The 24,228-nt window shown below is 31.9% G+C and carries 19 protein-coding genes and 2 rRNA genes; 12 read left to right on the plus strand and 9 right to left on the minus strand.

Translation table 11 applies throughout. From position 1 onward, the window contains the following. Positions 1-47 precede the first annotated feature (47 nt). Positions 48-2,964: ribosomal RNA gene (locus tag H5J23_RS08265) — 23S ribosomal RNA — on the minus strand. 176 nt (positions 2,965-3,140) lie between these two features. Then, positions 3,141-4,653: ribosomal RNA gene (locus H5J23_RS08270) — 16S ribosomal RNA — on the minus strand. The 16S and 23S rRNA genes sit together here, the layout of an rRNA operon. Positions 4,654-4,922: 269 nt before the next feature. Between H5J23_RS08270 and H5J23_RS08275 the strand changes: the two genes are divergently transcribed. The 4 genes from H5J23_RS08275 to H5J23_RS08290 are packed head-to-tail and all read left to right on the plus strand — an operon-like array spanning position 4,923 to position 7,837. Beyond that, a complete protein-coding gene (locus H5J23_RS08275; protein ID WP_023051903.1) occupies positions 4,923-5,381 on the plus strand; it encodes a tRNA (cytidine(34)-2'-O)-methyltransferase in 459 nt (152 codons plus the stop codon). Positions 5,382-5,383: 2 nt separating this feature from the next. Beyond that, positions 5,384-5,872, plus strand: a complete 489-nt coding sequence (locus H5J23_RS08280) for a dihydrofolate reductase (RefSeq protein ID WP_023051902.1) — start codon at positions 5,384-5,386, stop codon at positions 5,870-5,872. A 55-nt stretch (positions 5,873-5,927) separates the two neighbouring features. Further along, the gene (locus H5J23_RS08285; RefSeq protein WP_185891738.1) at positions 5,928-7,238 is read left to right on the plus strand and encodes an OmpP1/FadL family transporter; all 1,311 of its coding nucleotides are present in this window, start codon (positions 5,928-5,930) and stop codon (positions 7,236-7,238) included. 23 nt (positions 7,239-7,261) lie between these two features. Then, a complete protein-coding gene (locus H5J23_RS08290) occupies positions 7,262-7,837 on the plus strand; it encodes a TetR/AcrR family transcriptional regulator (protein ID WP_023051900.1) in 576 nt (191 codons plus the stop codon). A gap of 56 nt (positions 7,838-7,893) precedes the next feature. On the opposite strand, the gene H5J23_RS08295 is transcribed toward H5J23_RS08290, so the two are convergent. The 4 genes from H5J23_RS08295 to H5J23_RS08310 all read right to left on the minus strand — a co-directional run bounded on the left by H5J23_RS08295 (position 7,894) and on the right by H5J23_RS08310 (position 15,414). Continuing rightward, complete coding sequence (locus H5J23_RS08295; RefSeq protein WP_185891739.1) at positions 7,894-8,595, minus strand: hypothetical protein; 702 nt, start codon at positions 8,593-8,595, stop codon at positions 7,894-7,896. A gap of 17 nt (positions 8,596-8,612) precedes the next feature. Then, positions 8,613-10,904 carry an arginine decarboxylase gene (gene adiA, locus H5J23_RS08300; protein WP_040406181.1) on the minus strand — a complete coding sequence of 764 codons (2,292 nt, stop codon included), beginning with the start codon at positions 10,902-10,904 and terminating at the stop codon, positions 8,613-8,615. Between the two features lie 134 nt (positions 10,905-11,038). Continuing rightward, entirely contained in the window at positions 11,039-13,555 is a 2,517-nt protein-coding gene (gene recJ / locus H5J23_RS08305; protein ID WP_185891741.1) for a single-stranded-DNA-specific exonuclease RecJ, read from the minus strand. 20 nt (positions 13,556-13,575) lie between these two features. Then, positions 13,576-15,414: a tetratricopeptide repeat protein gene (locus H5J23_RS08310; protein ID WP_040406180.1), complete on the minus strand. Its 1,839-nt coding sequence runs from the start codon at positions 15,412-15,414 to the stop codon at positions 13,576-13,578. Positions 15,415-15,559: 145 nt separating this feature from the next. Between H5J23_RS08310 and mutL the strand changes: the two genes are divergently transcribed. From mutL to H5J23_RS08350, 8 genes are all read left to right on the plus strand, one after another. Beyond that, positions 15,560-17,479: a DNA mismatch repair endonuclease MutL gene (gene mutL / locus H5J23_RS08315; RefSeq protein WP_040406179.1), complete on the plus strand. Its 1,920-nt coding sequence runs from the start codon at positions 15,560-15,562 to the stop codon at positions 17,477-17,479. Beyond that, the gene (gene rlmH / locus H5J23_RS08320) at positions 17,476-17,943 is read left to right on the plus strand and encodes a 23S rRNA (pseudouridine(1915)-N(3))-methyltransferase RlmH (RefSeq protein WP_023051894.1); all 468 of its coding nucleotides are present in this window, start codon (positions 17,476-17,478) and stop codon (positions 17,941-17,943) included. Before mutL ends, rlmH begins: the two co-directional genes overlap by 4 nt. Positions 17,944-17,993: 50 nt before the next feature. After that, positions 17,994-18,335: a hypothetical protein gene (locus H5J23_RS08325; RefSeq protein WP_023051893.1), complete on the plus strand. Its 342-nt coding sequence runs from the start codon at positions 17,994-17,996 to the stop codon at positions 18,333-18,335. Beyond that, complete coding sequence (locus H5J23_RS08330) at positions 18,335-18,703, plus strand: DUF1934 family protein (RefSeq protein WP_185891742.1); 369 nt, start codon at positions 18,335-18,337, stop codon at positions 18,701-18,703. The genes H5J23_RS08325 and H5J23_RS08330 overlap by 1 nt, the downstream gene beginning before the upstream one ends. A 52-nt stretch (positions 18,704-18,755) precedes the next feature. Then, entirely contained in the window at positions 18,756-20,177 is a 1,422-nt protein-coding gene (locus H5J23_RS08335) for a M48 family metallopeptidase (protein ID WP_185891744.1), read from the plus strand. A gap of 21 nt (positions 20,178-20,198) precedes the next feature. After that, complete coding sequence (gene lysS / locus H5J23_RS08340) at positions 20,199-21,677, plus strand: lysine--tRNA ligase (protein WP_023051890.1); 1,479 nt, start codon at positions 20,199-20,201, stop codon at positions 21,675-21,677. Positions 21,678-21,747: 70 nt separating this feature from the next. After that, positions 21,748-22,089, plus strand: coding sequence for a CidA/LrgA family protein (locus tag H5J23_RS08345; RefSeq protein ID WP_040406176.1), 342 nt, complete (start codon positions 21,748-21,750; stop codon positions 22,087-22,089). Further along, positions 22,090-22,785, plus strand: a complete 696-nt coding sequence (locus H5J23_RS08350; RefSeq protein WP_023051888.1) for an LrgB family protein — start codon at positions 22,090-22,092, stop codon at positions 22,783-22,785. It abuts the gene before it with no gap. A gap of 276 nt (positions 22,786-23,061) precedes the next feature. Here the strand turns inward: H5J23_RS08350 and H5J23_RS08355 are convergent, their stop codons facing one another. The 3 genes from H5J23_RS08355 to H5J23_RS08365 all read right to left on the minus strand — a co-directional run bounded on the left by H5J23_RS08355 (position 23,062) and on the right by H5J23_RS08365 (position 24,226). Beyond that, positions 23,062-23,304: a hypothetical protein gene (locus H5J23_RS08355; RefSeq protein WP_023051887.1), complete on the minus strand. Its 243-nt coding sequence runs from the start codon at positions 23,302-23,304 to the stop codon at positions 23,062-23,064. A 72-nt stretch (positions 23,305-23,376) separates the two neighbouring features. Next, the gene (locus H5J23_RS08360) at positions 23,377-23,712 is read right to left on the minus strand and encodes an STAS-like domain-containing protein (RefSeq protein WP_051364117.1); all 336 of its coding nucleotides are present in this window, start codon (positions 23,710-23,712) and stop codon (positions 23,377-23,379) included. A gap of 19 nt (positions 23,713-23,731) precedes the next feature. After that, on the minus strand, positions 23,732-24,226 hold the full coding sequence (locus H5J23_RS08365; RefSeq protein ID WP_023051885.1) for a toxin-antitoxin system YwqK family antitoxin: 495 nt from the start codon (positions 24,224-24,226) through the stop codon (positions 23,732-23,734). Between the last annotated feature and the right edge of the window lie 2 nt (positions 24,227-24,228).

Here is a 24,228-nt window from a genome sequence, read left to right on the forward strand (position 1 = left end):
CAATATTTAATTTACTTGGATCATTTGAAACTATATAGTAGTATATTAAGGTTAAAACTTCGATATATTAGTATTGGTCAGCTAAAAGTCTCACAACTCTTACACCCCCAACCTATCAACCTCCTAGTCTCGAAGGTATCTTAAAGAGTACTTATCTTGAAGTCAGTTTCCCGCTTAGATGCTTTCAGCGGTTATCTGTTCCAAACGTGACTACCCAGCTGTGCCACTGGCGTGACAACTGGTACATCAGAGGTTTGTCCATCCCGGTCCTCTCGTACTAAGGACAGATCTTCTCAATACTCTAACGCCTACAGTGGATAGGGACCGAACTGTCTCACGACGTTCTGAACCCAGCTCACGTACCGCTTTAATGGGCGAACAGCCCAACCCTTGGGACCTTCTCCAGCCCCAGGATGCGATGAGCCGACATCGAGGTGCCAAACTCTACCGTCGATATGGACTCTCGGGTAGAATCAGCCTGTTATCCCCAGGGTAGCTTTTATCCGTTGAGCGACGACCCTTCCATTCGGAATCGCCGGATCACTATGTCCTGCTTTCGCACCTGCTCGACCCGTCAGTCTCGCAGTTAAGCTCTCTTATGCCATTGCACTCTGCGGTTGATTTCCATCCAACCTGAGAGAACCTTTGAACGCCTCCGTTACTCTTTCGGAGGCGACCGCCCCAGTCAAACTGCCCACCTAGCACTGTCTTCGAGGGTACAAACCTCAAATTAGAATTCCGACATAGTATGGTTGGTATTCCACCAGTGACTCCGCGTAATCTAGCGACCACGCATCATAGTCTCCCAACTATCCTATACATACGATGCCAAAACCCAATACCAAGCTACAGTAAAGCTCCATGGGGTCTTTCCGTCCTACTGCAGGTAACCGGTATCTTCACCGGTAATACAATTTCACCAGGCCTCCCGTCAAGACAGCTCTCAGATCGTTACACCATTCGTGCAGGTCGGAACTTACCCGACAAGGAATTTCGCTACCTTAGGACCGTTATAGTTACGGCCGCCGTTCACCGGGGCTTCAATTCGGAGCTCTCACTCCTCCTCTTAACCTTCCGGCACTGGGCAGGTGTCAGCCCATATACGTCGCCTTACAGCTTAGCATAGACCTGTGTTTTTGTTAAACAGTCGCCTGAGACTCTTCACTGCGGCCTCTCATAGCTTTGCGTCGCGTGTACGCTCACCATAAAAGGCACCCCTTCTCCCGAAGTTACGGGGCTATTTTGCAGAGTTCCTTAACGAGAGTTAGCCTGTCCGCCTTAGATTTCTCATCCTGACCACCTGTGTCGGTTTGGGGTACGGGCACTAATATCTTTATAACGCTTAGAAGCTTTTCTCGGCAGTGTGGTATTTGCACCTTCCATCTTACGACTCCTCATCACACCTCACGTTTAGTCTAGCGGATTTTCCTACTAGACCACGCTACATGCTTGAACTGGCACTTCCGTTCGCCAGCGTGCATAACCTCCTGCGTCCCTCCATCACTTGATATCAGTGGCACAGAAATATTAATCTGTTTTCCATTCGCCTACGCAATCTAGCCTCGGCTTAGGACCCGGCTTACCCAGGGGAGACAAACTTTACCCTGGAACCCTTGGTCTTCCGGCGTGGGGGATTCTCGCCCCCATTCTCGCTACTTATTCCTGCATTCTCACTTCTGATACCTCCAGAGTCTCTTGTCGATTCTCCTTCAACGGCCTACAGAACGCTCTCCTACCAGTCGCTTACGCAACTCCACAGCTTCGGTTTATAACTTAGCCCCGTTACATTGTCGGCGCAGAGACTCTCGACCAGTGAGCTATTACGCACTCTTTAAAGGTATGGCTGCTTCTAAGCCAACCTCCTGGTTGTTTGTGAATCTCCACCTCCTTTCCCACTTAGTTATAATTAGGGACCTTAGCTGGTGGTCTGGGTTGTTTCCCTTTTGACCATGGAAGTTAATTCCCATAGTCTCACTCCTGAGCTCTAGAATTATGGTATTCGGAGTTTGATTGACTTCGGTAAGCAGTATGCCCCCTAGGTCATTCAGTGCTCTACCCCCATAATTGAACACTCAAGGCTGCACCTAAATGCATTTCGGAGAGAACGAGCTATCTCCTGGTTCGATTGGCTTTTCACCCCTAAACCTACCTCATCTCCCAACTTTTCAACGGCGGTGAGTTCGGGCCTCCACTGTGTCTTACCACAGCTTCACCCTGGACAGGCTTAGATCACCAGGTTTCGCGTCTACGCCCAGCGACTATGTCGCCCTATTCAGACTCGGTTTCCCTTCGGCTCCGTTAAACTTAACCTTGCCACTGAACGTAACTCGCAGGATCATTCTCCAAAAGGCACGCCATCACCCCAAAGGGCTCTGACCGCTTGTAAGCACACGATTTCAGGTTCTATTTCACTCCCCTCCCGGGGTTCTTTTCACCTTTCCCTCACGGTACTATGCGCTATCGGTAAGTAAGAGTATTTAGCCTTACGAGATATGGTCCTCGCAGATTCACACAGAATTCCTCGTGTTCCGTGCTACTTGGGAGAGATCATACATTTGATACGGTTTACCTGTACGAGGCTTTCACTCTCTACGGCAGGCCTTTCCAGACCTTTCCAGTTCGGCGTATCATAATGTCGAATACCTTGCAGTTCTTCAGACGATCTTCCCGCTACCCCGTAGATGCAACGGCTGCATCCTTGGCACATCTACGGTTTGGGCTCACCCCCGTTCGCTCGCCGCTACTTAGGGGATCGTTTTTACTTTCTTTTCCTCGGGTTACTTAGATGTTTCAGTTCACCCGGTTCCCTCTTTCGTGCTAAGACTCCATCTTAGCAGATTTCTCCATTCGGAAATCTTGGCATCACAGTTCGATTGCAACTCCACCAAGCTTATCGCAGCTTACCACGTCCTTCATCGGCTCTTACTTCCTAGGCATCCTTCGTGTGCCCTTAATATTTTAACCTTGTAATATAATTCATATTATTTAGACAGACTAACTACTCAATTTAAGATTGACTTAAAAATGAATTGTTAGTTAATTTAGAATATTTTCTCAATATCTACTATATAGTTTCCAATGTCCAAGTTTGATAGTAAAGAACACTATCAATCGAATAGAGAAAAAGTTAGTCTCCTTAGAAAGGAGGTGATCCATCCGCACGTTCCCGTACGGATACCTTGTTACGACTTCACCCCAATCGCTAATCACACCTTAGGAACATCCCTCCTTACGGTTAGGCCTGCTACTTCAGGTGCAACCAACTCTCGTGGTGTGACGGGCGGTGTGTACAAGACCCGAGAACGTATTCACCGCAACATGCTGATTTGCGATTACTAGCGATTCCAACTTCATGTACTCGAGTTGCAGAGTACAATCCGAACTAAGAACAGCTTTAAGAGATTAGCTCACCCTCGCGGGTTGGCAACTCTCTGTACTGCCCATTGTAGCACGTGTGTAGCCCAGCGTATAAGGGGCATGATGACTTGACGTCATCCCCACCTTCCTCCTGCTCATCGCAGGCAGTATCGCATGAGTGCTCAACTTAATGGTAGCAACATACAATAGGGGTTGCGCTCGTTGCGGGACTTAACCCAACATCTCACGACACGAGCTGACGACAGCCATGCACCACCTGTCACTAAGTTCCGGCAAGCCGGCACGAATCCATCTCTGGAAACTTCTTAGGATGTCAAACGCTGGTAAGGTTTCTCGCGTTGCGTCGAATTAAACCACATGCTCCACCGCTTGTGCGGGTCCCCGTCAATTCCTTTGAGTTTCACACTTGCGTGCGTACTCCCCAGGCGGATCACTTATCGCGTTAGCTTGGGCGCTGAGGTTCGACCCCCAACACCTAGTGATCATCGTTTACGGCGTGGACTACCAGGGTATCTAATCCTGTTTGCTCCCCACGCTTTCGCGCTTTAGCGTCAGTATCTGTCCAGTGAGCTGACTTCTCCATCGGCATTCCTACAAATATCTACGAATTTCACCTCTACACTTGTAGTTCCGCCCACCTCTCCAGTACTCTAGAAAAACAGTTTCCAACGCAATACGGAGTTGAGCCCCGCATTTTAACATCAGACTTATTTTTCCGCCTAGACGCGCTTTACGCCCAATAAATCCGGATAACGCTTGCGACATACGTATTACCGCGGCTGCTGGCACGTATTTAGCCGTCGCTTCTTCTGTTGGTACCGTCACTTTCTTCTTCCCAACTGAAAGCACTTTACAATCCGAAGACCTTCATCGTGCACACAGAATTGCTGGATCAGGCTTGTGGCCCATTGTCCAATATTCCCCACTGCTGCCTCCCGTAGGAGTAAGGGCCGTGTCTCAGTCCCCTTGTGGCCGTTCACCCTCTCAGGCCGGCTATCCATCGTCGCCTTGGTGGGCCGTTACCCCACCAACTAGCTAATGGAACGCAAGGCTCTCTCTTGGCGCATATAGCTTTCATAAGTTTCCCATGCGAGAATCTCATAATATCCGGTATTAGCTGTCGTTTCCAACAGTTGTCCCAGACCAAGAGGCAAGTTCCTTACGCGTTACTCACCCGTCCGCCATCCTCAATACCCGAAGGTAAATTGAATCGACTTGCATGTGTTAAGCATTCTGTCAGCGTTCATCCTGAGCCAGGATCAAACTCTTCATTCAAATATATTTAAAGTCCTAAGACTTACGTTTACACCATTTATTGGTTTGCCATTTCTGGCATTTTGTTATTTTCATAACTTCTGACTATTTTCTCTATTCGGTTGTTAATGTCCTTTAGTTTTCCTTCGTCTGCGGTGTTTCCCGCTGACAGAAATTATAGTACCATAACTTTTAAACTAAGTCAACAACTTTTTTTATTTTGTTTTATAATTACTTTTATGATAAAATTACATATATTTTTAATATATATTATTTTTTAGGAGGATTTTATGAATATAGTACTAATGGAACCTGAAATTCCTTATAATACAGGTAATATAGGAAGAAGTTGTGTTCTTACAAATACAACACTACACTTAATTAAACCTTTAGGGTTTTCTTTAGATGAAAAACAAATTAAAAGATCTGGTCTTGACTACTGGGAATTGATCGATTTAAAGGTATGGGAAAATTATGAAGAGTTAAGAGCAGCTTACCCTGAATCTAATTTTTATTTTGCTACTACTAAAACTACACAAAAATATTCAGATGTAAAATATAATCCAAATGATTTTATTGTTTTCGGTCCTGAGTCTAGAGGAATTCCTGCAGAAATTAGAGAAGCTAATAAAGAAACTTGTATAACTATTCCAATGATTAAAATGGGTAGATCTCTTAATCTATCAAATTCTGCCGCTATAGTTCTTTATGAAGCATTAAGACAAAATAATTTTGATTTAGGAGAGTAAGAATGCTTTCACTCATCGTAGCAATGGATGAAAACAATTTAATTGGTAACAACAATTGTATGCCTTGGGATATTCCTGAAGACCTAAATCTTTTTAAAGAAATTACTAGTAATAGCATTGTAATTATGGGAAGAAAAACTTTCCAATCAATTGGAAGACCTCTTCCAAATAGAATCAATTTTGTTTTGACTAAGGATAAGAATTTTTTTCACAAAGATATCCAAATATTTAACTGCCCAGATAACGCTTTAAAAAAAGCGTTATCTTTACAAAAAATTACTAACAAAAAAATTTTTATTATTGGTGGAAAAACTATCTATGAATATTTTTTACCATTAATTAACGAATTTCATTTCTCTTATATTAAAGGTAAATTTTTTGGAGATACCTTTTTTCCTGAAATAAATACTTCTAATTTCTATATAGCTAACACAAGAGAATTCAAAGATTTCATCTATATACACTACATAAAAAACACTTGTAATTTTTAAAAACATATGTTATATTACACTAGTAATTGTTAAAATACTAGGGAGGATTATATTAATGAACAGATTTAAATTATCGTTACTAGCTTTAATAGCTAGTTTAAGTGTTTCTACTATGGGAGCATCTATAGATCATATTCAAAACTATTCAGCTGAATACGGTGGGAACCCAGCACAACAAGGTGCTATAAACGTAGGATCTACGGTTTATTTCAACCCAGCTGGTTTAATGAGATTAGAAAACGGAACTTACATTGTTGGTGGAATTCAATATGCCTTTGGTGACCAAAATATGAGTTCTGACGGTAGGGATTTCTCCACAAACCTTTCTTCACCTATACCTAACTTTGCTCTTTATAAGAAGACAGATGATGGAGCTTACTTCTGGACAATGGGAGGAGTTGCAGGAGGCGCTGAATTAGGCTATAAAGATAGTATTCCTTTAAACGTTTCTGGAATTGACTTCAATAACTTTTTAAGCACTGCAGAAATAAAAGGTTCAAACATGTATGCTCAAACTACTTTAGGAAAAGCTTTTGACTTAACTAATAAATGGTCAGCTTCATTAGCAGTTAGAGGAGTTTATGGTAAAAGAACTTTAAAAGCTAATGCTCATGTTGCAAAAAATGTTAATATTGGTGATCTTATTGGAAAACCTTTACCACTACCTATTTTTAGAGAGGGAGATGCATCTATAGATTCTGAAAGAGAAGCTTATGGATTCGGTGGACAATTCGGTTTAAATTACGCACCTAATGATAGATTAAATATCGGATTTAGATACGATACTAAAGTTAAATTAAAGTTTAAAACTAAATCAGACATAAATGATAATACTTATGGACAAGCTGTAAATATTGGCCCAATAAAAATTCCTAGTATTGGTATTTCTGATGCTCTTCTAGGATTATATCCAGTTTATAAAGATGGAGAAAAAATCAGAAGAGATCTTCCAGCTATAGCTGCTTTAGGAGCTTCATATAAAGTTACAGATCAATGGACTACTTTTATTGGTGGAAATTACTACTTTAATGAGTCAGCTACTATGGATAGAGTTGGAAAAACAAGTGTTGATTATAAAAACGGATGGGAAATATCTGTTGGATCTGAGTACTGGTTCACTCCACAAATCGCTTGGCTTGTTGGATTTAACTATGCTGATACAGGAGCTCCTGATAAGAGTTTCGCAGCTACTGAGTACGCTTTAAACTCTACAATGTTAGGAACAGGAGTTAAATACAAACCTAACGAAACTGTAGAATGGACTGTTGCTTTCAATCATTATATTTATGATACAAGAACAATTAGTGATATAAAATATGAAAAAGAGATATCTAGTATAGGTATCAACTTTGTAAAAAAGTTTTAATTTATAAAATTTAGGAGGAATTAATGCCCAAAAAAGCAATTTTTAAAAGAGAACAAATACATGAAAAAGCTTTTGAAATGTTTGAAAAACACGGTTTAGATGACATTACTGCAAGAAATTTAGCTAAAGCTTTAAACTGTTCTCCAGCTCCAATCTATAGCTGTTACTCTTCTATGGATGAGTTAAAAACAGAACTTATAGAAAGAGCCAAGAAAATTTTCTTAGAGTATGTAATTAGACCAGAAACTGATATGGTCTTCCTTAATAGTGGTATCGGACTTTGTGCATTTGCAAGAGAAGAGAAACAACTATTTAAGTCAATATTTCTTAGAGATAATTCATATGGTAATCTCTTAAAAAAATTCAGAGATCTTATGAAAGTTGAAATGGAAAAGGATGAGAGATTTGAAAATTTACCAACTGAATTTAAACACGACCTTTTTTTAGATTGTTGGTTATTTGGACATGGTTTAGCTACACTCATTGCAACAGATTATTTTGAGAATCCTACAAATGACTTCATCAAAGATAAGCTTTTAAACAGTGCTGCTGTAATGCTTTACAAGAAGTTAGATGACTTTAATTCAAAAAATAAATAGACTTTAATAAAAAACCATGAGATGAAATTCTTAGTTATTTCATCTCATGGTTTTATTTAATTATTTGCTTCTTTTATCTCTTTTTCTTCTTCTAATTTTTCAATTTTCAGAGAATATTTCGATGCTAAACCAAATGTAATTGTTAATATCGATGTTATTAATATATATATTAATAGAATGTAATAAAATATTCCTTGAGCTAGATACATACTTAATGTCACTGCTATTCCAAATATAAAGTCTACAAAACCATCTAAAATCAACACTCTTTTTATTACTATTAAAGTTTTATTATGAGTTATTCCTTCTGGTTCGTAAATTTTAGTTACAATATGACTTATGCCTCTAAAGGTTAAAAATGTTCCTATATAAAATATTACTATATAACCTTGAAGCTCCACTCTTGTAGCAGTAACTTTTTCTATTGCTAAACTAACCTCTTCTATCAAATTTCTTTCTGCTATTAAAAGTTTATTTGAGAGAAGTAAAAATCCAGAAAAAGATTCAAGTATTCCCCAAAAGAATATTTCACCCCAATGGAACTCTTTTTCTCCTATTCCAGAAAAAGAATAAATCAAGTTTCCTATTCCTGTCAAAAGAAATAAGAACCCTAAAATTTTTACTACATCATCTAAAAATATTCCATTCCCAATTACTACTATAGCAACGTAAACTAGAAATATCATACCAACTATTATATGATAAAACCACTGTTCCCTTAAAGCCTTTCTTATTTTTGTAGTTAACTCTTTATACATGGTCTCACCGCCATTTTTTATTTCTTTACACAAAGAACATGATATTCTCCACCTATCACTGCCGTACCCTCTGTTTCATGTTCAAATCCTGGGAATTGCTTATCCCATGTAGTTAGAGCTCTTAAATAAGATATTTGAGCACTATCCGCTGCACCAAAACTTTCTCCTGACATTAACATTGGAATTCCAGGTGGATATGGTATTACAGCATTTGCTGCCACTCTTCCTTCAAGCTCTTTAGCAGGAACAAGTTCTACTTCATTTTTAACTATTTTATTATACGCTTCTCTAGGACTCATAACTTGTTCTGGCAACCCTGAATAAGCTTCATTTAAGTATTTTCCTAAATTATGCTCTTTTAGATATTGGAATATTTCATCTCCCAAATCTTTCATTCCTAAATCTCCGTATCTCTCTTCCCTTCCTTCAACCAATTCTGGGAAGATCTTTCTTAATGGAGTATTATTATCATATTCTCTTTTAAATGAAACTAATAAGTCTAATAATGTTCCCCATTTACCTTTACTGATTCCCATCGAGAATAAGAACATTATTTGGAAATCAGTTGTTCTTGTTGGAACTACACCGTATTTTGAAAAATAATACGAAATCAATTGAGCTGGAACTCCTTTTTCTGCTAATTCTCCATCTTCATTCATTCCAGGAGCTAAAATGCTTACTTTTATAGGATCTAACATTGCCCAATCCTCAGGTAACCCTTGGAATCCATGCCATGTATCTTTTGGATCCATTCTCCAACAAGATTGTTCTGTCATTAATAACTCTGTTGGAGCATCTTCAAAATTATAAACTTTTCCTGTTTTGGGATCCTTTACTGTTTCAGCATTCCAAGGTTTAAAGAACCATTCTCCTTCTTGTCCATATTCTTTATGATATTTCCCTACCATTTTTCTAAAATCAATAGCTTCTTTTAATACCTCATCTGTTAAAAATTTACCTGTTTTGCCTTGCATCATTGCTGCTCCAACTTCATTCGATACTGCAATTGCATAAAGAGGTGAAGTTGTCGCATGCATCATATAAGCCTGATTAAAACGTTCCTCTATTATAGGATTTTTTCCTTTTCTCATATGTACATATGAGGCTTGAGATAAAGCATTCAATAATTTATGAGTTGAATGTGTTGCAAATACTGTTGCATTACCTTTATAATCTTTAGCTTCTCCTCTCATTGCATAGTGATTTTTATACATTTCATTAAATCTAGCATATCCATACCAAGCTTCGTCAAAATGTATTCTCTCTATATACGGTTGAAATAAATCCTCTACCTTCATTGCATTGTAACAAACTCCATCATAAGTACAGTTTGTTACAACTGAATAGATTGGATTTTGTGATTTCATCTTTTCAGGAACTAATGGACTTTCACCTATTTTTTTAATAACTTCTTCTTTTTTCATTTCATTTGGTAATATCGGTCCGATTATTCCATATCTATTTCTTGTTGGTTTCATATAAACTGGTTTTGCACCTGTTATTATTAACCCTTGCTCAATAGACTTATGACAATTTCTATCCACTAAAGCTATATCTTCATCTGTTAAAACACCTTGCATTATTGTTCTATTAGAACCAGAGGTTCCAACAAGAACATTATATGATCTATCAGCTCCAAATACTTTTGCTGCTAGTTTCTCACCCTCTAAAAATGCTCCGGTATGATCTAATAATGACCCTATAGATGTTCTTTCTATTCCTGTATCTGATCTAAATAAATTTTCATCATAAAAATCAAAAAATCTTCTTCCTAAAGCTGTTTTAGTAAATCCAACTCCTCCTTGATGCCCAGGAGCAGCCCATGAATACTCAGCTACTTTATTATAGTTAAATACAGCTTTTGTCAATGGAGGTAGTAAATTATCATTATATCTCTCTACTGCCCTTTGAATTCTCTCTCCTAGAAATCCTATCTCTTCTTGTAAAATCCAAATTATCTCTTCTACATGTTCATAAACTTCTCTACTTAAATTTTCTAAAGCATCAGCTTTGTGTGTTAATAAAAATACAGGTACACCCTCTTGACTTTCATGTAACTTATTTATAACATCTACAGCTTCTTTTTCTTCTCTATTATTTGGCCAAGATAATAACAAGCAATCTATCCCCTTGTCATATGTTACTACATCCTCTAAATCCTCATATGATTCTGAAGTATAAACCCCCATACATCTTCTTTTTATTTCATCTACTAATTCTTCAATTCTATTTCCAATCTCTGTTCCCTCTTTAATGCCCTCTTTAAATAGTACAACTTTGCTTCCATCTCCATAAACTATTTTTTTCATAAAATTTACTCTCCTTTTATCCAAATAAATTTCTAATATCATTTTTTATTCTTTAGTAAACAAAAAACAGGAAAATCATTCTCTTCCTGTTTTTTCTATTTTTTTATGAACTTTCCTACTTTAATAATTTCTTTTTATAAAATAATTTTTATATCTTCAGAAGTAAAGATTTTTTCTCCTTTATTTATACTCTCAATTATTCTTTTTTTATCTTTTAACGGAAGCATTATACTAAAAATATTTTCATGATATTCTAACTCATCTGCATCAACTACTTCTACATTTGAAGGAATTTTATAGTCATCTTCTATATATTCAGAAGTATCACAATAAATCTTATTATTCGTTATAAACAAATTATAATTACTCGCTTCTAAAACTTCATTTCCCATATAGATATAAAAATCATAACCCTCTTCTCTTCTCTCTCCTTCTTTTACAATTAACACTTTTTTTCCAAGCATTTTATAATATATCTCTATTGTTTTTACAACTGTATCCATCCCTCTTCCTGGTTTACAACTAACAACTACATTTTTCTTATCTTTAAATATTGTTTTTAAAACTTTTTTTTGTAACGAATTATACTCTAAATCTCCTATCAAAAACTCTTTTATCTCTTTAAATATTTTTCCAGTTTCAAAAGATAAAGTTTTAAATTCATCATCTTTATCTATCCAAATATGAACATTATAATTTTCATCTTTTCTTATTATTTTATCAATCTCAACATTAAATTTATATCCGTAATAATCATTCAATTTTTTTAAAACTAATTTTGTTTGATTATCTAAAAACCCAATACTATTTCTTCCAATATTAATAGAAACTTCTTCATTAATAAAACTAATATTTAACTTTTCATTTTCCAAATCTCTTCTTGTATAAAAAATAGATTTTATAGGAAACTTCAAATTATATAAACTTTCTAAATCCTTTATGTCATTCATAATCTTTTTAGATGGTTTTATATCTTCTATAAAAATCTTATATTGGTATTTATCTTTATATGTCTCCATTTTAAGTTTGAAAGCTATGTCAATCTCTTTATTATTAAGTATAGTTTCAAGCATATCTTCACTATTAAACCATACGCAATTTTTCATTTCTACTCCATTTTTTATTAAATCCATCATTAAATGATTTTTTTCTTTACCAATAGCCCTAAAGTTCGTGTACTTACAATTTCTAATCGCAAACATTGGTGAAGCATTTCCAAAACCATATGGTTCTAATAAAGATAACTTATCCATTAAATCAAAAGATATTTTTATCATCGAAAGCTCACAATCTATTTTTATAGGTTTTTTTGTATCCTCACTATTTAAATTTTCAACAGCATATTCATTTATTCTCTTTGAAAACTCTTCTATATTTTCAATAGCAATAGAAAAACCAGCCGCTCCTGCATGCCCACCATATTTAATAAAGATATCTCTCATCGAATTTAAAGCTTCTATCATATTAAAAGCTTCTGTACTTCTGCATGAAGCTGTTGCTATCCCTTCTAATGGCTTTATTTCCATAATAATAGTAGGCTTGTAATATCTATCTAGAATCTTTGAAGCTACTATCCCTATAACTCCATGATGGAATTTTTTCTCTGCAACAACAATTACACTATTTTCATCTAATTTTTCATTTTCAATTTTATCTATAGCTTTTTTTAAAATTTCTTCTTGAATCTCTTTTCTCTCACTATTTTTATTTATTAATTCATATATTAATTTGTCGCATGTTATATGACAATTACTAACAAAAAGTTCCACTGCCATTTTAGCATCTTCTAATCTTCCAGCAGCATTAAAAATAGGAGCTATTATAAATCCAACATCATATGTATCGAATTTTTTATCTATAGGATTTTCAAACAATCTCTTCATAAGCATATTTAGCCCTTGCCACTTACTACTTTTTAAAAGCTCTAACCCTCTCTTAACTAAAAGTCTATTTTCTCCCTTCAATGGAACTATATCAGCTATTGTTCCAATAGCTACTATATCTAAATATTTATATATTTCATTTTTTTTATCTAATTTTTTATACAGAGCAAGTAATAGCATAAAAGCTGTTCCAACTCCTGCAAAATATTTATAAGAGTTTTTATTATCTTCTCTTTTGGGATTTATAATTGCATGAGCAGTAGGCAGTTCATTATTTATCTCGTGATGATCTGTTATAATCATATCCATGCCCAAAGCATTACAATGTTCAACTTCAGAAATAGATGAGATTCCACAATCAACCGTTATTATTAAATTTCCGCCCTCTTCCTTTATATAATTTAAAGCATCCTTATTTAACCCATACCCTTCATCTCTTAGTGGAATATAGTACTTTACATTAATCTCTAACTCTTTCAGTGCTAAATAACAAAGGGATGTTGATGTTATTCCATCTACATCATAATCACCATATATCCAAATTGTCTCATTATTTTCTTTAGCTTTTAATATTCTTTCTACTCCTTTGTCTACATCTGATAAATCACTTGGGTTCATTAAATTTTCTAGTGTTCCATTTATGAAAAATTCAACTTCATCTTTTGATTGGATTCCTCTATTATATAAAATTTGTTCTATCTCTTTATCTATATTGTTATTTCCACTTTTAAAATTTTCTGATTTAAATATCCATTTTGTATTTCTCATTCCCTATACCTTTCTTTTATCTAATTATATATTGCACTATAAAATGCGTATGTGTAAACTATCTCTTCTATTTCAGTTTGAAATTTTTCATCCACTATTGTTTCTAACTTTAAATCTCCATCTAATTCAAAGTTTAAACCTTTTAAAACCTTTTCTCCGTAGATGTACTCAATCAATGTTTTTAAAATCATTCCATTATGCTTATCATATATTTTTTTTAATATCTCTGTTCCTGTATCTATATTAATTTGTGGGTTATAATAATATTCATCTTTATTTTCGACTAATTTTTTTGGTATACCCATTAATCCAAGTTTTTCAAATTTATTATTTTCATTATCAAAACCACTTTCTATGTACATAACTGTATAAATTAATGATTGTGGTACTAAGTATTTTTTTCTAGTATTTTGAACTTCCTCTCTATAATATTTAGGATAAACATAGTGTAATAAATTTCTATATCTATAAAACTCTCTTCTAAATGTATTAACTTTTTTAAAAGATTCTTTATAAAATTTACTCTCAATATAACTATTCATTATTGTAATTTTATCTTGGATAGTTTCCGTATCTAAATCAAAATTATTACTTTGAACAGCCAATTCTAATAATTCAGGGTTTTTTAACGCTCCAATTTGAGTTAAAGCATCTTTTAACACTTCTTCTTTATATGTATTTTTTATCTCAAAATCTGTTATAGAGTTCATATAGTTTCTAACAACATAATTACTTGCAAAAAATATATTATAATTTGCCAATTGCCATGAATTACTATCTCTTTCCATAAGTTTTGTATAGACCATATAATATAACCCTGTCTTAGGATTTTCTGGATATTTATTTTTAAATCTATCGTATAACTCAATAAATTTTTTTCTATTTTGTAATTTTATATATACATCTAATAGCAAAGAATCTATTCTTTCATTTTTTTGATTTGTTTTTTCCAAAACTTCTCTAGCTTTAGTATAATCTTCTATCTTATAATAAATTCTTCCAATTCTAAAAGCTGCCCGATCCTTAAGTTTTATATCTTGTATTTTTTCATAGTTAAAAATAGCTCTTGAATAATCTTTATTTTGTTCATAAGCAACAGCTCTTATAAATAAAAAATTTGCTTCTCCTACTTGTGCATCTTTTGTCAGCTCTATAACTTTTTTATTTGCATCTAACTTTAATAAACTCTCTAAGTAAATTATTTTTTGGTTTACTTTCTTCTCATTATAGCTACCTAATTTATCTAAAATTTCAACTGTTTTTTCATACTCTTTTTTTTCATAAAAATAATTTGCTAAATTTAACAACTCATTTTTCTCTAATTTATTAATTAATTTTAAATTATTTTGATATTTTATTTCATAAATATATCTATATTTTTCATTAGTTTTCTCTAAAAACTTTAAAGCTTTTTTCTCATAAGGCTCTAATTGAGGATCATAATAATCAGTTACTAATCTTTTATAATATTCAATTGATTGACTTTTATCATTTTTTAATTGATATATTCTAGCAACATTGTAATCTCTTCTATATTGAAAATAATTTGTTTTTTTAAACTCTTGTTTTACATAACTTTCGGGCACGTATACTGCTCTACTAAAAAACAAAAGTGCTTCATCATATTTTTTCATATCCATATAATTTTTTGCTATATAATATTTTGCATAATTACTCGTTAATGGATAAGAATAAGGAAAGTTTTTTTGATAAATTTCATAATAAAACAAACTATTTTTATAGTCCTCTTTTTTGTTAGCTTCTAAAGCTTTATTAAAAAATATATAATCATCAACATTATAGGAAAAACTTTTAATTCCAAGCATTATTGTTAATATAAGTAGATGTAAATATCTCATCTTTTCTCCCTCCGCTGTTTTTATATTTTTATTATATCATAATAATTTTTACTATAAAATTTATATTTTCTAAAAAAAATAGTTGAAATTATTTTAAATCTGTATAATAATAAATAATGTTACAATTTTTGTAGGAGGTGATATTTTGGGAATTATTAAAATTTTAGACGAATCTTTATCTAATATGATTGCTGCTGGAGAAGTAGTTGAAAATCCTGCTAGTTTAGTTAAGGAGCTTTTAGAAAACTCTTTAGATGCCAATAGTAAATATATAAAAATAGACGTTAAAAATGGCGGTAAAAATATTAAATTTACTGATGATGGAAAAGGAATGAGTAGAGAAGACTTGCTTCTTTGTATTGAACGTCATGCTACCAGTAAAATTTCATCTAAAGATGATCTTTTTAATTTAAATACTTATGGTTTTAGAGGCGAAGCTCTTTCATCCATAGCTGCTGTTTCTAAAATGACTATTGCAACAAAACGAAAAGAAGATTCTTCTGGATATTCAATCAGTGTTACAGCTGGTAAAATAACAAATTTAAAAGATACTCAAAAAAGTACTGGTACAGAAATTGAAATAAATAATCTTTTTTTTAATACTCCAGCTAGATTAAAATTCTTAAGAAAAGATACAACTGAAAATACAAAAATTAAAGAAATTGTTTTACAAGAAGCGTTAGCCAATCCCAATGTTTCTATAATACTTGTTATTGATGGTAAAGAAAATATTCGTACTAGTGGTACTGGAATTGAGAATACTATCATTGAGATTTTTGGAGTTTCAACACTTAAAAATTTAAAACCTGTTGAATTTGGATATATTGGAAATCTTTCTTTAACAAGATCTACAAAAGATTTTATTTTCACATTTGTTAATAATAGACCTGTAAAAGCTAAAATTATTGAAGAAGCTTTAATCGATGGTTACTATACTCATTTAATGAGAGGAAAATATCCATTTGCCATAGTTAACTTAAAAGTAGATCCTAAATCTATTGATGTTAATGTTCATCCTTCAAAAAAAATCATCAAATTCTCTGATGAAAATAAAATTTATCATGACATTTACTCAATTACAGAGTCTGAATTAAATTTTGATAAGAATTTTAATATGCCTACTTTTGAGGTAAAAAAAGAAAATTTAAACTTTGAAAATATAAAAATTTCTGAAGATTCAAAAAAACCTTTTGAAAATTTTGAAATTAATGATATAAAAAGAGAGATTGAAATAAAAAAGGAAAATAAATCTTCTTTAGAAAAAAAGAATAATTCAGTTATTAATAAAGAAAATTTTTTAAACTTTCAAACAGAAACGAAGTTTATTCCGACTAAAAGTGAAGTAACTACTCTCCAATTAGAAACTGAAGAATTAAATGTTTCTCTAGATGTACCTATTAAAGAGCCTGATGCTCCACTTAAAAGTACTATTAGTGATTCTTCTATTGAAAATAAATCTTTGATTTCTTCTGATGAAGTAATCTATTTTGATAATTTAAAAACTAATATAAAAATAATTGGACAATTCTCTAACTCTTTTATATTAGTTGAACAAGATGGTGATCTTATAGTTTATGACCAGCATATTGTTCATGAAAGAATTCTTTATGAAAAATTAAAACAAGAGTATGCACAACATAAAATATCTTCACAAGCTTTATTAGTTCCTATTAAAATTTCACTAACATTAAAACAAATAGAGATTTTAAAAGAGAAATTAAATTTCTTTGAAGATTTTGGATTTGAGATTGATCAATTTAATGATATGGAGTTTTTGATTAGAGCTGTTCCTGTGTTAGATACTAAAGATTCTTTCGAAAATATTTTTTTTGAAGTTTTAGAAGGAATTACTAAAGTAAATTCTAAAAATGAAGTTATCGAAAGTATGATTATTTCAATGTCTTGTCGAAGCGCAATTAAAGCTAATGAAAAATTATCTATTTCTGAAATGGAGAAACTTATTTGGGAGTTACATAAAATTGGACGATTTACTTGTCCTCACGGAAGACCAATAACTTTTAAAATAAGTTTATTGGATATGGAGAAGGGATTTAAAAGAAAATGAATATAAATATTATATGTGTTGGTAAAATTAAAGAAAAATATATTTTAGATGGTATACAAGAGTTTGCTAAACGAATGCAAGCTTTTGGTAAATTAAAAATTTTCGAATTAAAAGAGGATGGTAACGATTCAAATAGAAATATGTCTATAGAAAAAGAATCAAAATCCATTCTTGAAACTTTAGAAAAAAATAAAGGATTTAAAATCCTTTTAGATATTCAAGGGAAGAATTTTTCTTCTGAAGATATGGCTTCACAAATTGAAAAAATAGGTCTTAATGGAGACAGTACTATCAACTTTATTATTGGTGGTTCTTATGGTGTTTCAGAAGATATTAGAAAATCTGCTGACTTAAGGCTAAGTTTTTCAAAAATGACTTTCCCGCATCAATTAATGAGATTAATTTTAATTGAGCAAATTTACAGATGGTTTAGCATTATAAAAAATACTAAATATCATAAGTAGTTTTTAATTTTATTTTTAACTTTATTTTTATAAATTATTAGGAGGAAACAATGTATTCGCAAGGAGAAACTTTTTATCACAACATCGATGACGAGGAGTTTGAACTAACAGTTTTAGAAAATCTAATTATAAGAGATAAAGAATATCTTATAACTGAGGATTTCGATGGGACTAATTATATATTTTTATATGATGAGGATGAGGACGATTTAATTTTTGTTGATGATGCTGCAGAAATAAATACTGTTTTAGATTTCTGGAAAGAAGAGTATTTAGGTGCAGACAACATAGGAGATTGGGATGATGATGAATATTACGACCGTGAAGACTCTTATGACCAAGATGATTATTATGATATGGGATATGACGATGACGAAAAGGATTATTATTAATGGCTAAGATTATTATTAACAGTACTGATTCTTTTGGAGAAAACATTTCTCAAAAAATGATTGCAAAAAAAGTGATTGAAAACGATGTCACTATTTTTACTTATGATAATAAATATGGTAAAGGCGAGATAAGAATATCCCCTTACTCTACTGAAATACTGAAGTTTGGAGAGATTCAAAGTAAACTTTTAATTAAACCAGAAATTAAAACAAATTTTATTTATAAAACTTCTTACTTCAATAAAAATTTTACAGTTTTATGTAAAAAATATGTTTATTCTGAAAATAAGTTGACAATTGCCTATGTTATATATGATAATAATATAGAGATAAACCAATTAGAGATTGAAATAATTGAAGTACAATAAACACTAAAATAGAGCAATCTCTTTGCTCTATTTTTTATTAAAGGAGGGGTAAATGAAAAAAATACTTTTAATTTCTGCAACAGCTTTAATTTTTTTTAGTTGTACTAATCTTCAAACACAACTTCCTACTCAAAGCAAAGTTGTTGTTCCTAGTGTAAAAAATCCAGTTTTACAGCAAGATAACTTTTTTCTTAATGAATCTGGTGTAGCTTATTTATATGATCTTATACAAAGAGATTCATCAACAAATGCTATTCGTGAATATCTTCCATCTCAAATGATGGCACCTATGGAGGTTTATGCAGGAGAAACTTTAATTGTTAACAACATTAATGCTGACAGAGTTAAGATAATTTCTTCTCCTATAAAAAATGATTTTACATTTAATATTAGTGGAAATAGTTTGAATTTTAATAGTCTTTATCAAGGTGAATATATTGCTGAGATTTATAAAGGATTCACATATGTTGGTACTGTTAAGATAAAAAATAAATTGAAATATAATTTTACTGAGAAAGATAATTATGATATAATTTTAAACAGCTACAATAATAAAAATTTAGATCTATTGGTAAAAAGTGCCCAGTTATATCTAATTGCTTTTCCAACAAACAGCAAACAAAAAGATGTAGCCTTCATGGTACTTAATTTAGGTTCTGCAAATGGAAATCAACTTTTAATTAATAAAGAGATTCGATATTTAAAAGAAAACTTCTCTCTTAATGAAGACGAGAAAATAAAACTTCTAGCTTTTGAAGAAAAGTCTAGCGATGGAAGTTTTATTATTAATAACTATTATTTAGATTACAACAGAAGTAATTTAAAATTAAACACTGAAATAATGAGAGCTATTCAACGTAAAAATAATGCTAATGCAGATGAATTACAATTCTTAGAAAATTTTTACGGTGACTCACAAAGTACAGAACTAGCCTTATTAATTGGAAATTTATACATGCAAAAAGGAGACAGTGATAAAGGAAATTACTATTTAAGCTTAGCTGGTTCATCTTCTAACTTGAATTCTAATTTTTCAAACTTAACTACTCCAACATCAGAGAACTCTATTTTATCTTCTAATAACATAGGTGAAGATGAAGTTGTTACATCTGTATCACCTTCTGATTCTTCTAAAAATATTACAAATGGAATAGATGCTCTTAATCGTAAAAGTTATAGTGAAGCTTTAATATTCTTTAACAAAGCTGAAAGCAGTTCAACAAATATCTCTGAAGTTAGCTTCTATCGTGGTAAGACATACTTTTCAATGAATAATTTTGATAAAGCCTTATCTGATTTTGATAAAGTTACTACTCCAGGTGAAAATACATCTGAGTTATATTATTACTTAGGAGTTATCTATCATAAAAAAGGAGATATTGAAAAAGCAAAAGATTACTTAAGAAAATCTAGAGAAAATAATCCAAGTAGTACTTGGGGTAGAAAAAGTAGCATATATTTATTGAAACTATAAATTTAAAAAGGGAGAAAAACTATGGAAAAATACTTTGACAGAGTTGGAAAAGAACGTCTTGTTATGGAGCAATGGGAAAAAATAAAAGAGATTGAAGCTCTTGGAGTTTACCCGTTCGGAAAAAAATATGATAAAGTTCATATGATTGGAGATCTTTTAAAATCATCTCCTGAAACAGAGACAACTTTTAAAACAGCAGGAAGAATTATGGGATTCAGAGAGCAAGGTAAAGCCGTATTTGCTCACATTGAAGACCAAACTGGAAAAATCCAAGTTTATATTAGACAAGATCAAATTGGAGAAGAGGCTTTTGAAATAGTTAAGAAATTAGGTGTTGGAGACATTATTGGTGTTGAAGGTACTTTATTTATGACTCAAAAAGGTGAGTTAACTTTAAGAGTTTCTCAAGTTGAGTTACTATCAAAAAATGTTAGAGCACTTCCTGAAAAGTTCCACGGTCTTACAGACGTTGAAACTAGATATAGAAAAAGATATTTAGACCTTATCATGAATAGAGATGTTAAAGAAACTTTCATGAAAAGAGTTAGAATTATAAATGGTATCAGAGAGTTTTTAAATAAAAAAGGGTTCTTAGAAGTTGAAACTCCTATGATGCATCCAATTGTTGGAGGAGCTGCTGCAAGACCATTTATCACTCATCATAACGCTTTAGATATGGAATTATATTTAAGAATAGCTCCTGAACTTTATTTAAAAAGATTAATAATTGGTGGATTTGATAAAGTTTATGAAATTAATAGAAACTTCAGAAATGAAGGTATTTCTACTAGACATAATCCAGAATTTACAATGATGGAATTATACCAAGCTTATGCTGACTATAATGATATGATGGATTTAACTGAAAGTTTATTCCAATACCTTGCAACAGAGGTTTTAGGAGCAACTAAAATAGAGTATAATGGAAAAGAGATTGACCTTGGAAAGTTCTATAGAATTCATATGGTTGATATGATAAAAGATATTACTGGTGCTGATTTCTGGCAAAATTTAACAGTTGAAGAAGCTAAAGCTTTAGCTAAGCAACACCACGTTGAAATTGCTGATCACATGACAAGTGTTGGACATATCATCAACGAGTTCTTTGAGCAAAAATGTGAAGAGCATATAGTTCAACCTACATTTATCTATGGTCACCCAGTTGAGATCTCTCCTCTAGCAAAAAGAAATGCACAAGATTCTAGATTTACAGATAGATTCGAGTTATTTATTGATGCAAGAGAATATGCAAATGCATTCTCTGAGTTAAATGACCCTGCTGATCAAAGAGGAAGATTTGAAGCTCAAGTTGAAGAGGCTTTACTAGGAAACGATGAAGCTACTGCAGTTATCGATGATGATTATATCGAGGCTTTAGAGTATGCTTTACCTCCAACAGGTGGATTAGGAATTGGTATCGATAGAGCTATAATGCTATTAACTGGTTCTCCATCAATTAGAGACGTTGTACTTTTCCCACAAATGAAAAGAAGAGACTAGTTTTATATTTAGAGGTGTTCCTGTGGAACACCTCTTTAATCTTTTATACAATCGTACTGGAGGTTTTATTTTGTTATATGAATTTCTTATTATTTTAAGTATTAACTACTTGGGAGTTATCCTAGAAAAGATTTTTCATCTTCCTACTCCTGGAACAGTTAATGGTTTAATTCTTTTATTTATTTTTCTTTCTTTAAAGATAGTAAAATTAAATAGTATTAAAAATGTTGGTGAATTTTTTATTGCAAATATGATCATAACTTTTATTCCACCTAGTGTTAAACTTTTAGATGTTATTGATATTTTAAAAACTGACTTTTTTAAATTAATTTTTTTACTTATATTAACAACTTTAATTACAATGGTTGTTACTGCTTTATGTGTAGACTTCATGATGAGGGGGAAAAAATAAATGAAAGAACTTTTATTTGATAATGCTTTTTTTGGAATTTTTATTAGTTTAATTGCTTTTAAAATTGGAAAAGATATTTTTAATAAATTTAAATGGCCTATTTTAAATCCAATTTTTGTAGCTCTTATCCTTATTTTTATATTTATGGAAGTTTTTAATATTCCCACATCTTATTATAGTAAAGGAGGAGATATATTAGGTTTTTTTATAGCCCCTGCTACAGTATGTTTAGCTATTCCTTTATATAAAGAGCTGGGAACACTAAAAAAGCACTATAAAGTTATTTTGATTGGAGCTCTTATTGGATCTATTACCGCCATTTTGTCCGTTGTTCTTTTAGGAAAATTACTAGGTATTCAAGATATCATTCTCTTATCATTTGTTCCTAAGTCTATTACAACTCCAATTGGAATAGAAGTTAGTAAACTTCTTGGCGGAATACCTGCTATTACAGTTTTTGCTATAATGGTTACTGGAATAGCTGGAAATATTTTTGCACCATTTATGTTAAAGCTTTTTAGAATTGAAAATGCTGTTGCTAAAGGTCTTGGAATTGGGATTTCAAGTCATGCTGTAGGAACAAGCAAAGCTATTGAAATGGGAGAAGTTGAAGGAGCAATGAGTGCTCTATCTATAGTTATCGCCGGTATAATTACAATTTTTATTGCACCGTTACTTTTAAATCTTCTAAAATAATATTTTATGGAAATATAAAAAACCCTCCTGGGGGGGAGGGTTTTTTCATAACACGGGGGAGTGTTAAAAAATAAAAAAGATTAAAATAGATTTTTGGGGGGTATATAGATCTATTCAATCAAATTCGGTCTCGCTATTAGTATATAATAAGTACGGTTTTCTGTCAAGTTTTTTTTTAGTACATTCTTTTTTTATACTTTGTTCTAATTTGAATATAAAAATTTTGAATTTTGTTATAAAAATGAAAGGAGTGGATTATATTCCACTCCTTTTATTTTATACTAATCCTTTTTTTATCATAGCAAGAGCATATTGATGCGCATCTACTGTTGCACTAGCATAAGCAAATTTTGTTTCTCCTTCGAAAAATCCGTTTAACAAAACTTGTTGCTGCTCATCTATATTCATTGTTAACCTTTCTAGTGTTAACGTTCCCTCTTTATACTCTTCTAATAATGCATTATAAACTGCATCAAAAGTACTATCGTAAATTTCATTTTGTATTTCTTCAAAAAACATATTTTTACACCCCTTTTTGGTATAGTTTCTTTACTTCTCAATATTAACATTTTTTATTAATTTTGTCAACAATTATCCAATATAAGCTATTTCAAAATTCTGGTGAACACCTAAGAACTTTGATTTTAGTTCTTTATAGTTCTCTTTTAAATATATCATTTGCTTAAATAGGCCTTGAGAACCGTTTTTTATTGTTAATTTATTTTTTAAATCTTTTCCATATTCATTCCATAAATTAGTAAAAAGTACAAATAAAAACACTAAAGTCGTTGCTTGAATTCCAGCAAAATCTAAGACAACTTCCTCCTCTTTTTTTAAAATCTCTTTTAATTTATCACAAAAACTTTTAGCTTTATCCGGATTTACTAGCATTGAACTATTGAAGTATCTTTTTAATTTTATTTTCATAAAGTTATTTTCTCCTAATTTAATTTGTTTGATCAAAATGATCTATATTTAAAGTATAGTCTCTTTTACCTACTAATTTTCCACTTTTACTATAATAATTCCAAATTCCAATTGCTTGGCCATTATAAAACTTACCTATTATATGTGGATTTCCATTTTCATGAAATAATTTAAATAGTCCGTGATCTTTTCCTTTTAAATAATATGTTTGAAATGTTTTATGCCCATCTTCACTATACAAGACATATTTTCCATTTAACTCTCCATTTTTCCAATTTTCTATGGATTTTATATTTCCGTTAGTATAAAAAGATAACCACTTCCCTTCTGGAACTCCATTTTTATAAAACTCTCTATCTTTTTGAAAAGTCACCATTCCAGTAAGAGGACTTCCAGTTTTTTTGACGAAAATTTTTCCATTTTTGTTTAAAATTTTAGAATAATCTACTTGTGAATAGTTTCCAAAAGCTAACTGAGACATTAAATAAAAAACTACTGATATTTTTTTTAACATAA

The organism is Cetobacterium sp. 2G large (assembly GCF_014250655.1).
GTDB lineage: Bacteria > Fusobacteriota > Fusobacteriia > Fusobacteriales > Fusobacteriaceae > Cetobacterium_A > Cetobacterium_A somerae.

What these genes read in the sequence shown, in the direction of transcription:
- H5J23_RS08285 (WP_185891738.1), top strand. Translation starts at nt 5,928, where the DNA reads ATGAACAGATTTAAATTATCGTTACTAGCTTTAATAGCTAGTTTAAGT.
- lysS (WP_023051890.1), top strand. Translation starts at nt 20,199, where the DNA reads ATGGAAAAATACTTTGACAGAGTTGGAAAAGAACGTCTTGTTATGGAG.
- H5J23_RS08325 (WP_023051893.1), top strand. Translation starts at nt 17,994, where the DNA reads ATGTATTCGCAAGGAGAAACTTTTTATCACAACATCGATGACGAGGAG.
- rlmH (WP_023051894.1), top strand. Translation starts at nt 17,476, where the DNA reads ATGAATATAAATATTATATGTGTTGGTAAAATTAAAGAAAAATATATT.
- H5J23_RS08350 (WP_023051888.1), top strand. Translation starts at nt 22,090, where the DNA reads ATGAAAGAACTTTTATTTGATAATGCTTTTTTTGGAATTTTTATTAGT.
- H5J23_RS08335 (WP_185891744.1), top strand. Translation starts at nt 18,756, where the DNA reads ATGAAAAAAATACTTTTAATTTCTGCAACAGCTTTAATTTTTTTTAGT.
- H5J23_RS08365 (WP_023051885.1), bottom strand. Translation starts at nt 24,226, where the DNA reads ATGTTAAAAAAAATATCAGTAGTTTTTTATTTAATGTCTCAGTTAGCT.
- H5J23_RS08280 (WP_023051902.1), top strand. Translation starts at nt 5,384, where the DNA reads ATGCTTTCACTCATCGTAGCAATGGATGAAAACAATTTAATTGGTAAC.
- H5J23_RS08330 (WP_185891742.1), top strand. Translation starts at nt 18,335, where the DNA reads ATGGCTAAGATTATTATTAACAGTACTGATTCTTTTGGAGAAAACATT.
- recJ (WP_185891741.1), bottom strand. Translation starts at nt 13,555, where the DNA reads ATGAGAAATACAAAATGGATATTTAAATCAGAAAATTTTAAAAGTGGA.
- H5J23_RS08360 (WP_051364117.1), bottom strand. Translation starts at nt 23,712, where the DNA reads ATGAAAATAAAATTAAAAAGATACTTCAATAGTTCAATGCTAGTAAAT.
- H5J23_RS08355 (WP_023051887.1), bottom strand. Translation starts at nt 23,304, where the DNA reads ATGTTTTTTGAAGAAATACAAAATGAAATTTACGATAGTACTTTTGAT.
- H5J23_RS08310 (WP_040406180.1), bottom strand. Translation starts at nt 15,414, where the DNA reads ATGAGATATTTACATCTACTTATATTAACAATAATGCTTGGAATTAAA.
- H5J23_RS08290 (WP_023051900.1), top strand. Translation starts at nt 7,262, where the DNA reads ATGCCCAAAAAAGCAATTTTTAAAAGAGAACAAATACATGAAAAAGCT.
- adiA (WP_040406181.1), bottom strand. Translation starts at nt 10,904, where the DNA reads ATGAAAAAAATAGTTTATGGAGATGGAAGCAAAGTTGTACTATTTAAA.
- H5J23_RS08275 (WP_023051903.1), top strand. Translation starts at nt 4,923, where the DNA reads ATGAATATAGTACTAATGGAACCTGAAATTCCTTATAATACAGGTAAT.
- H5J23_RS08295 (WP_185891739.1), bottom strand. Translation starts at nt 8,595, where the DNA reads ATGTATAAAGAGTTAACTACAAAAATAAGAAAGGCTTTAAGGGAACAG.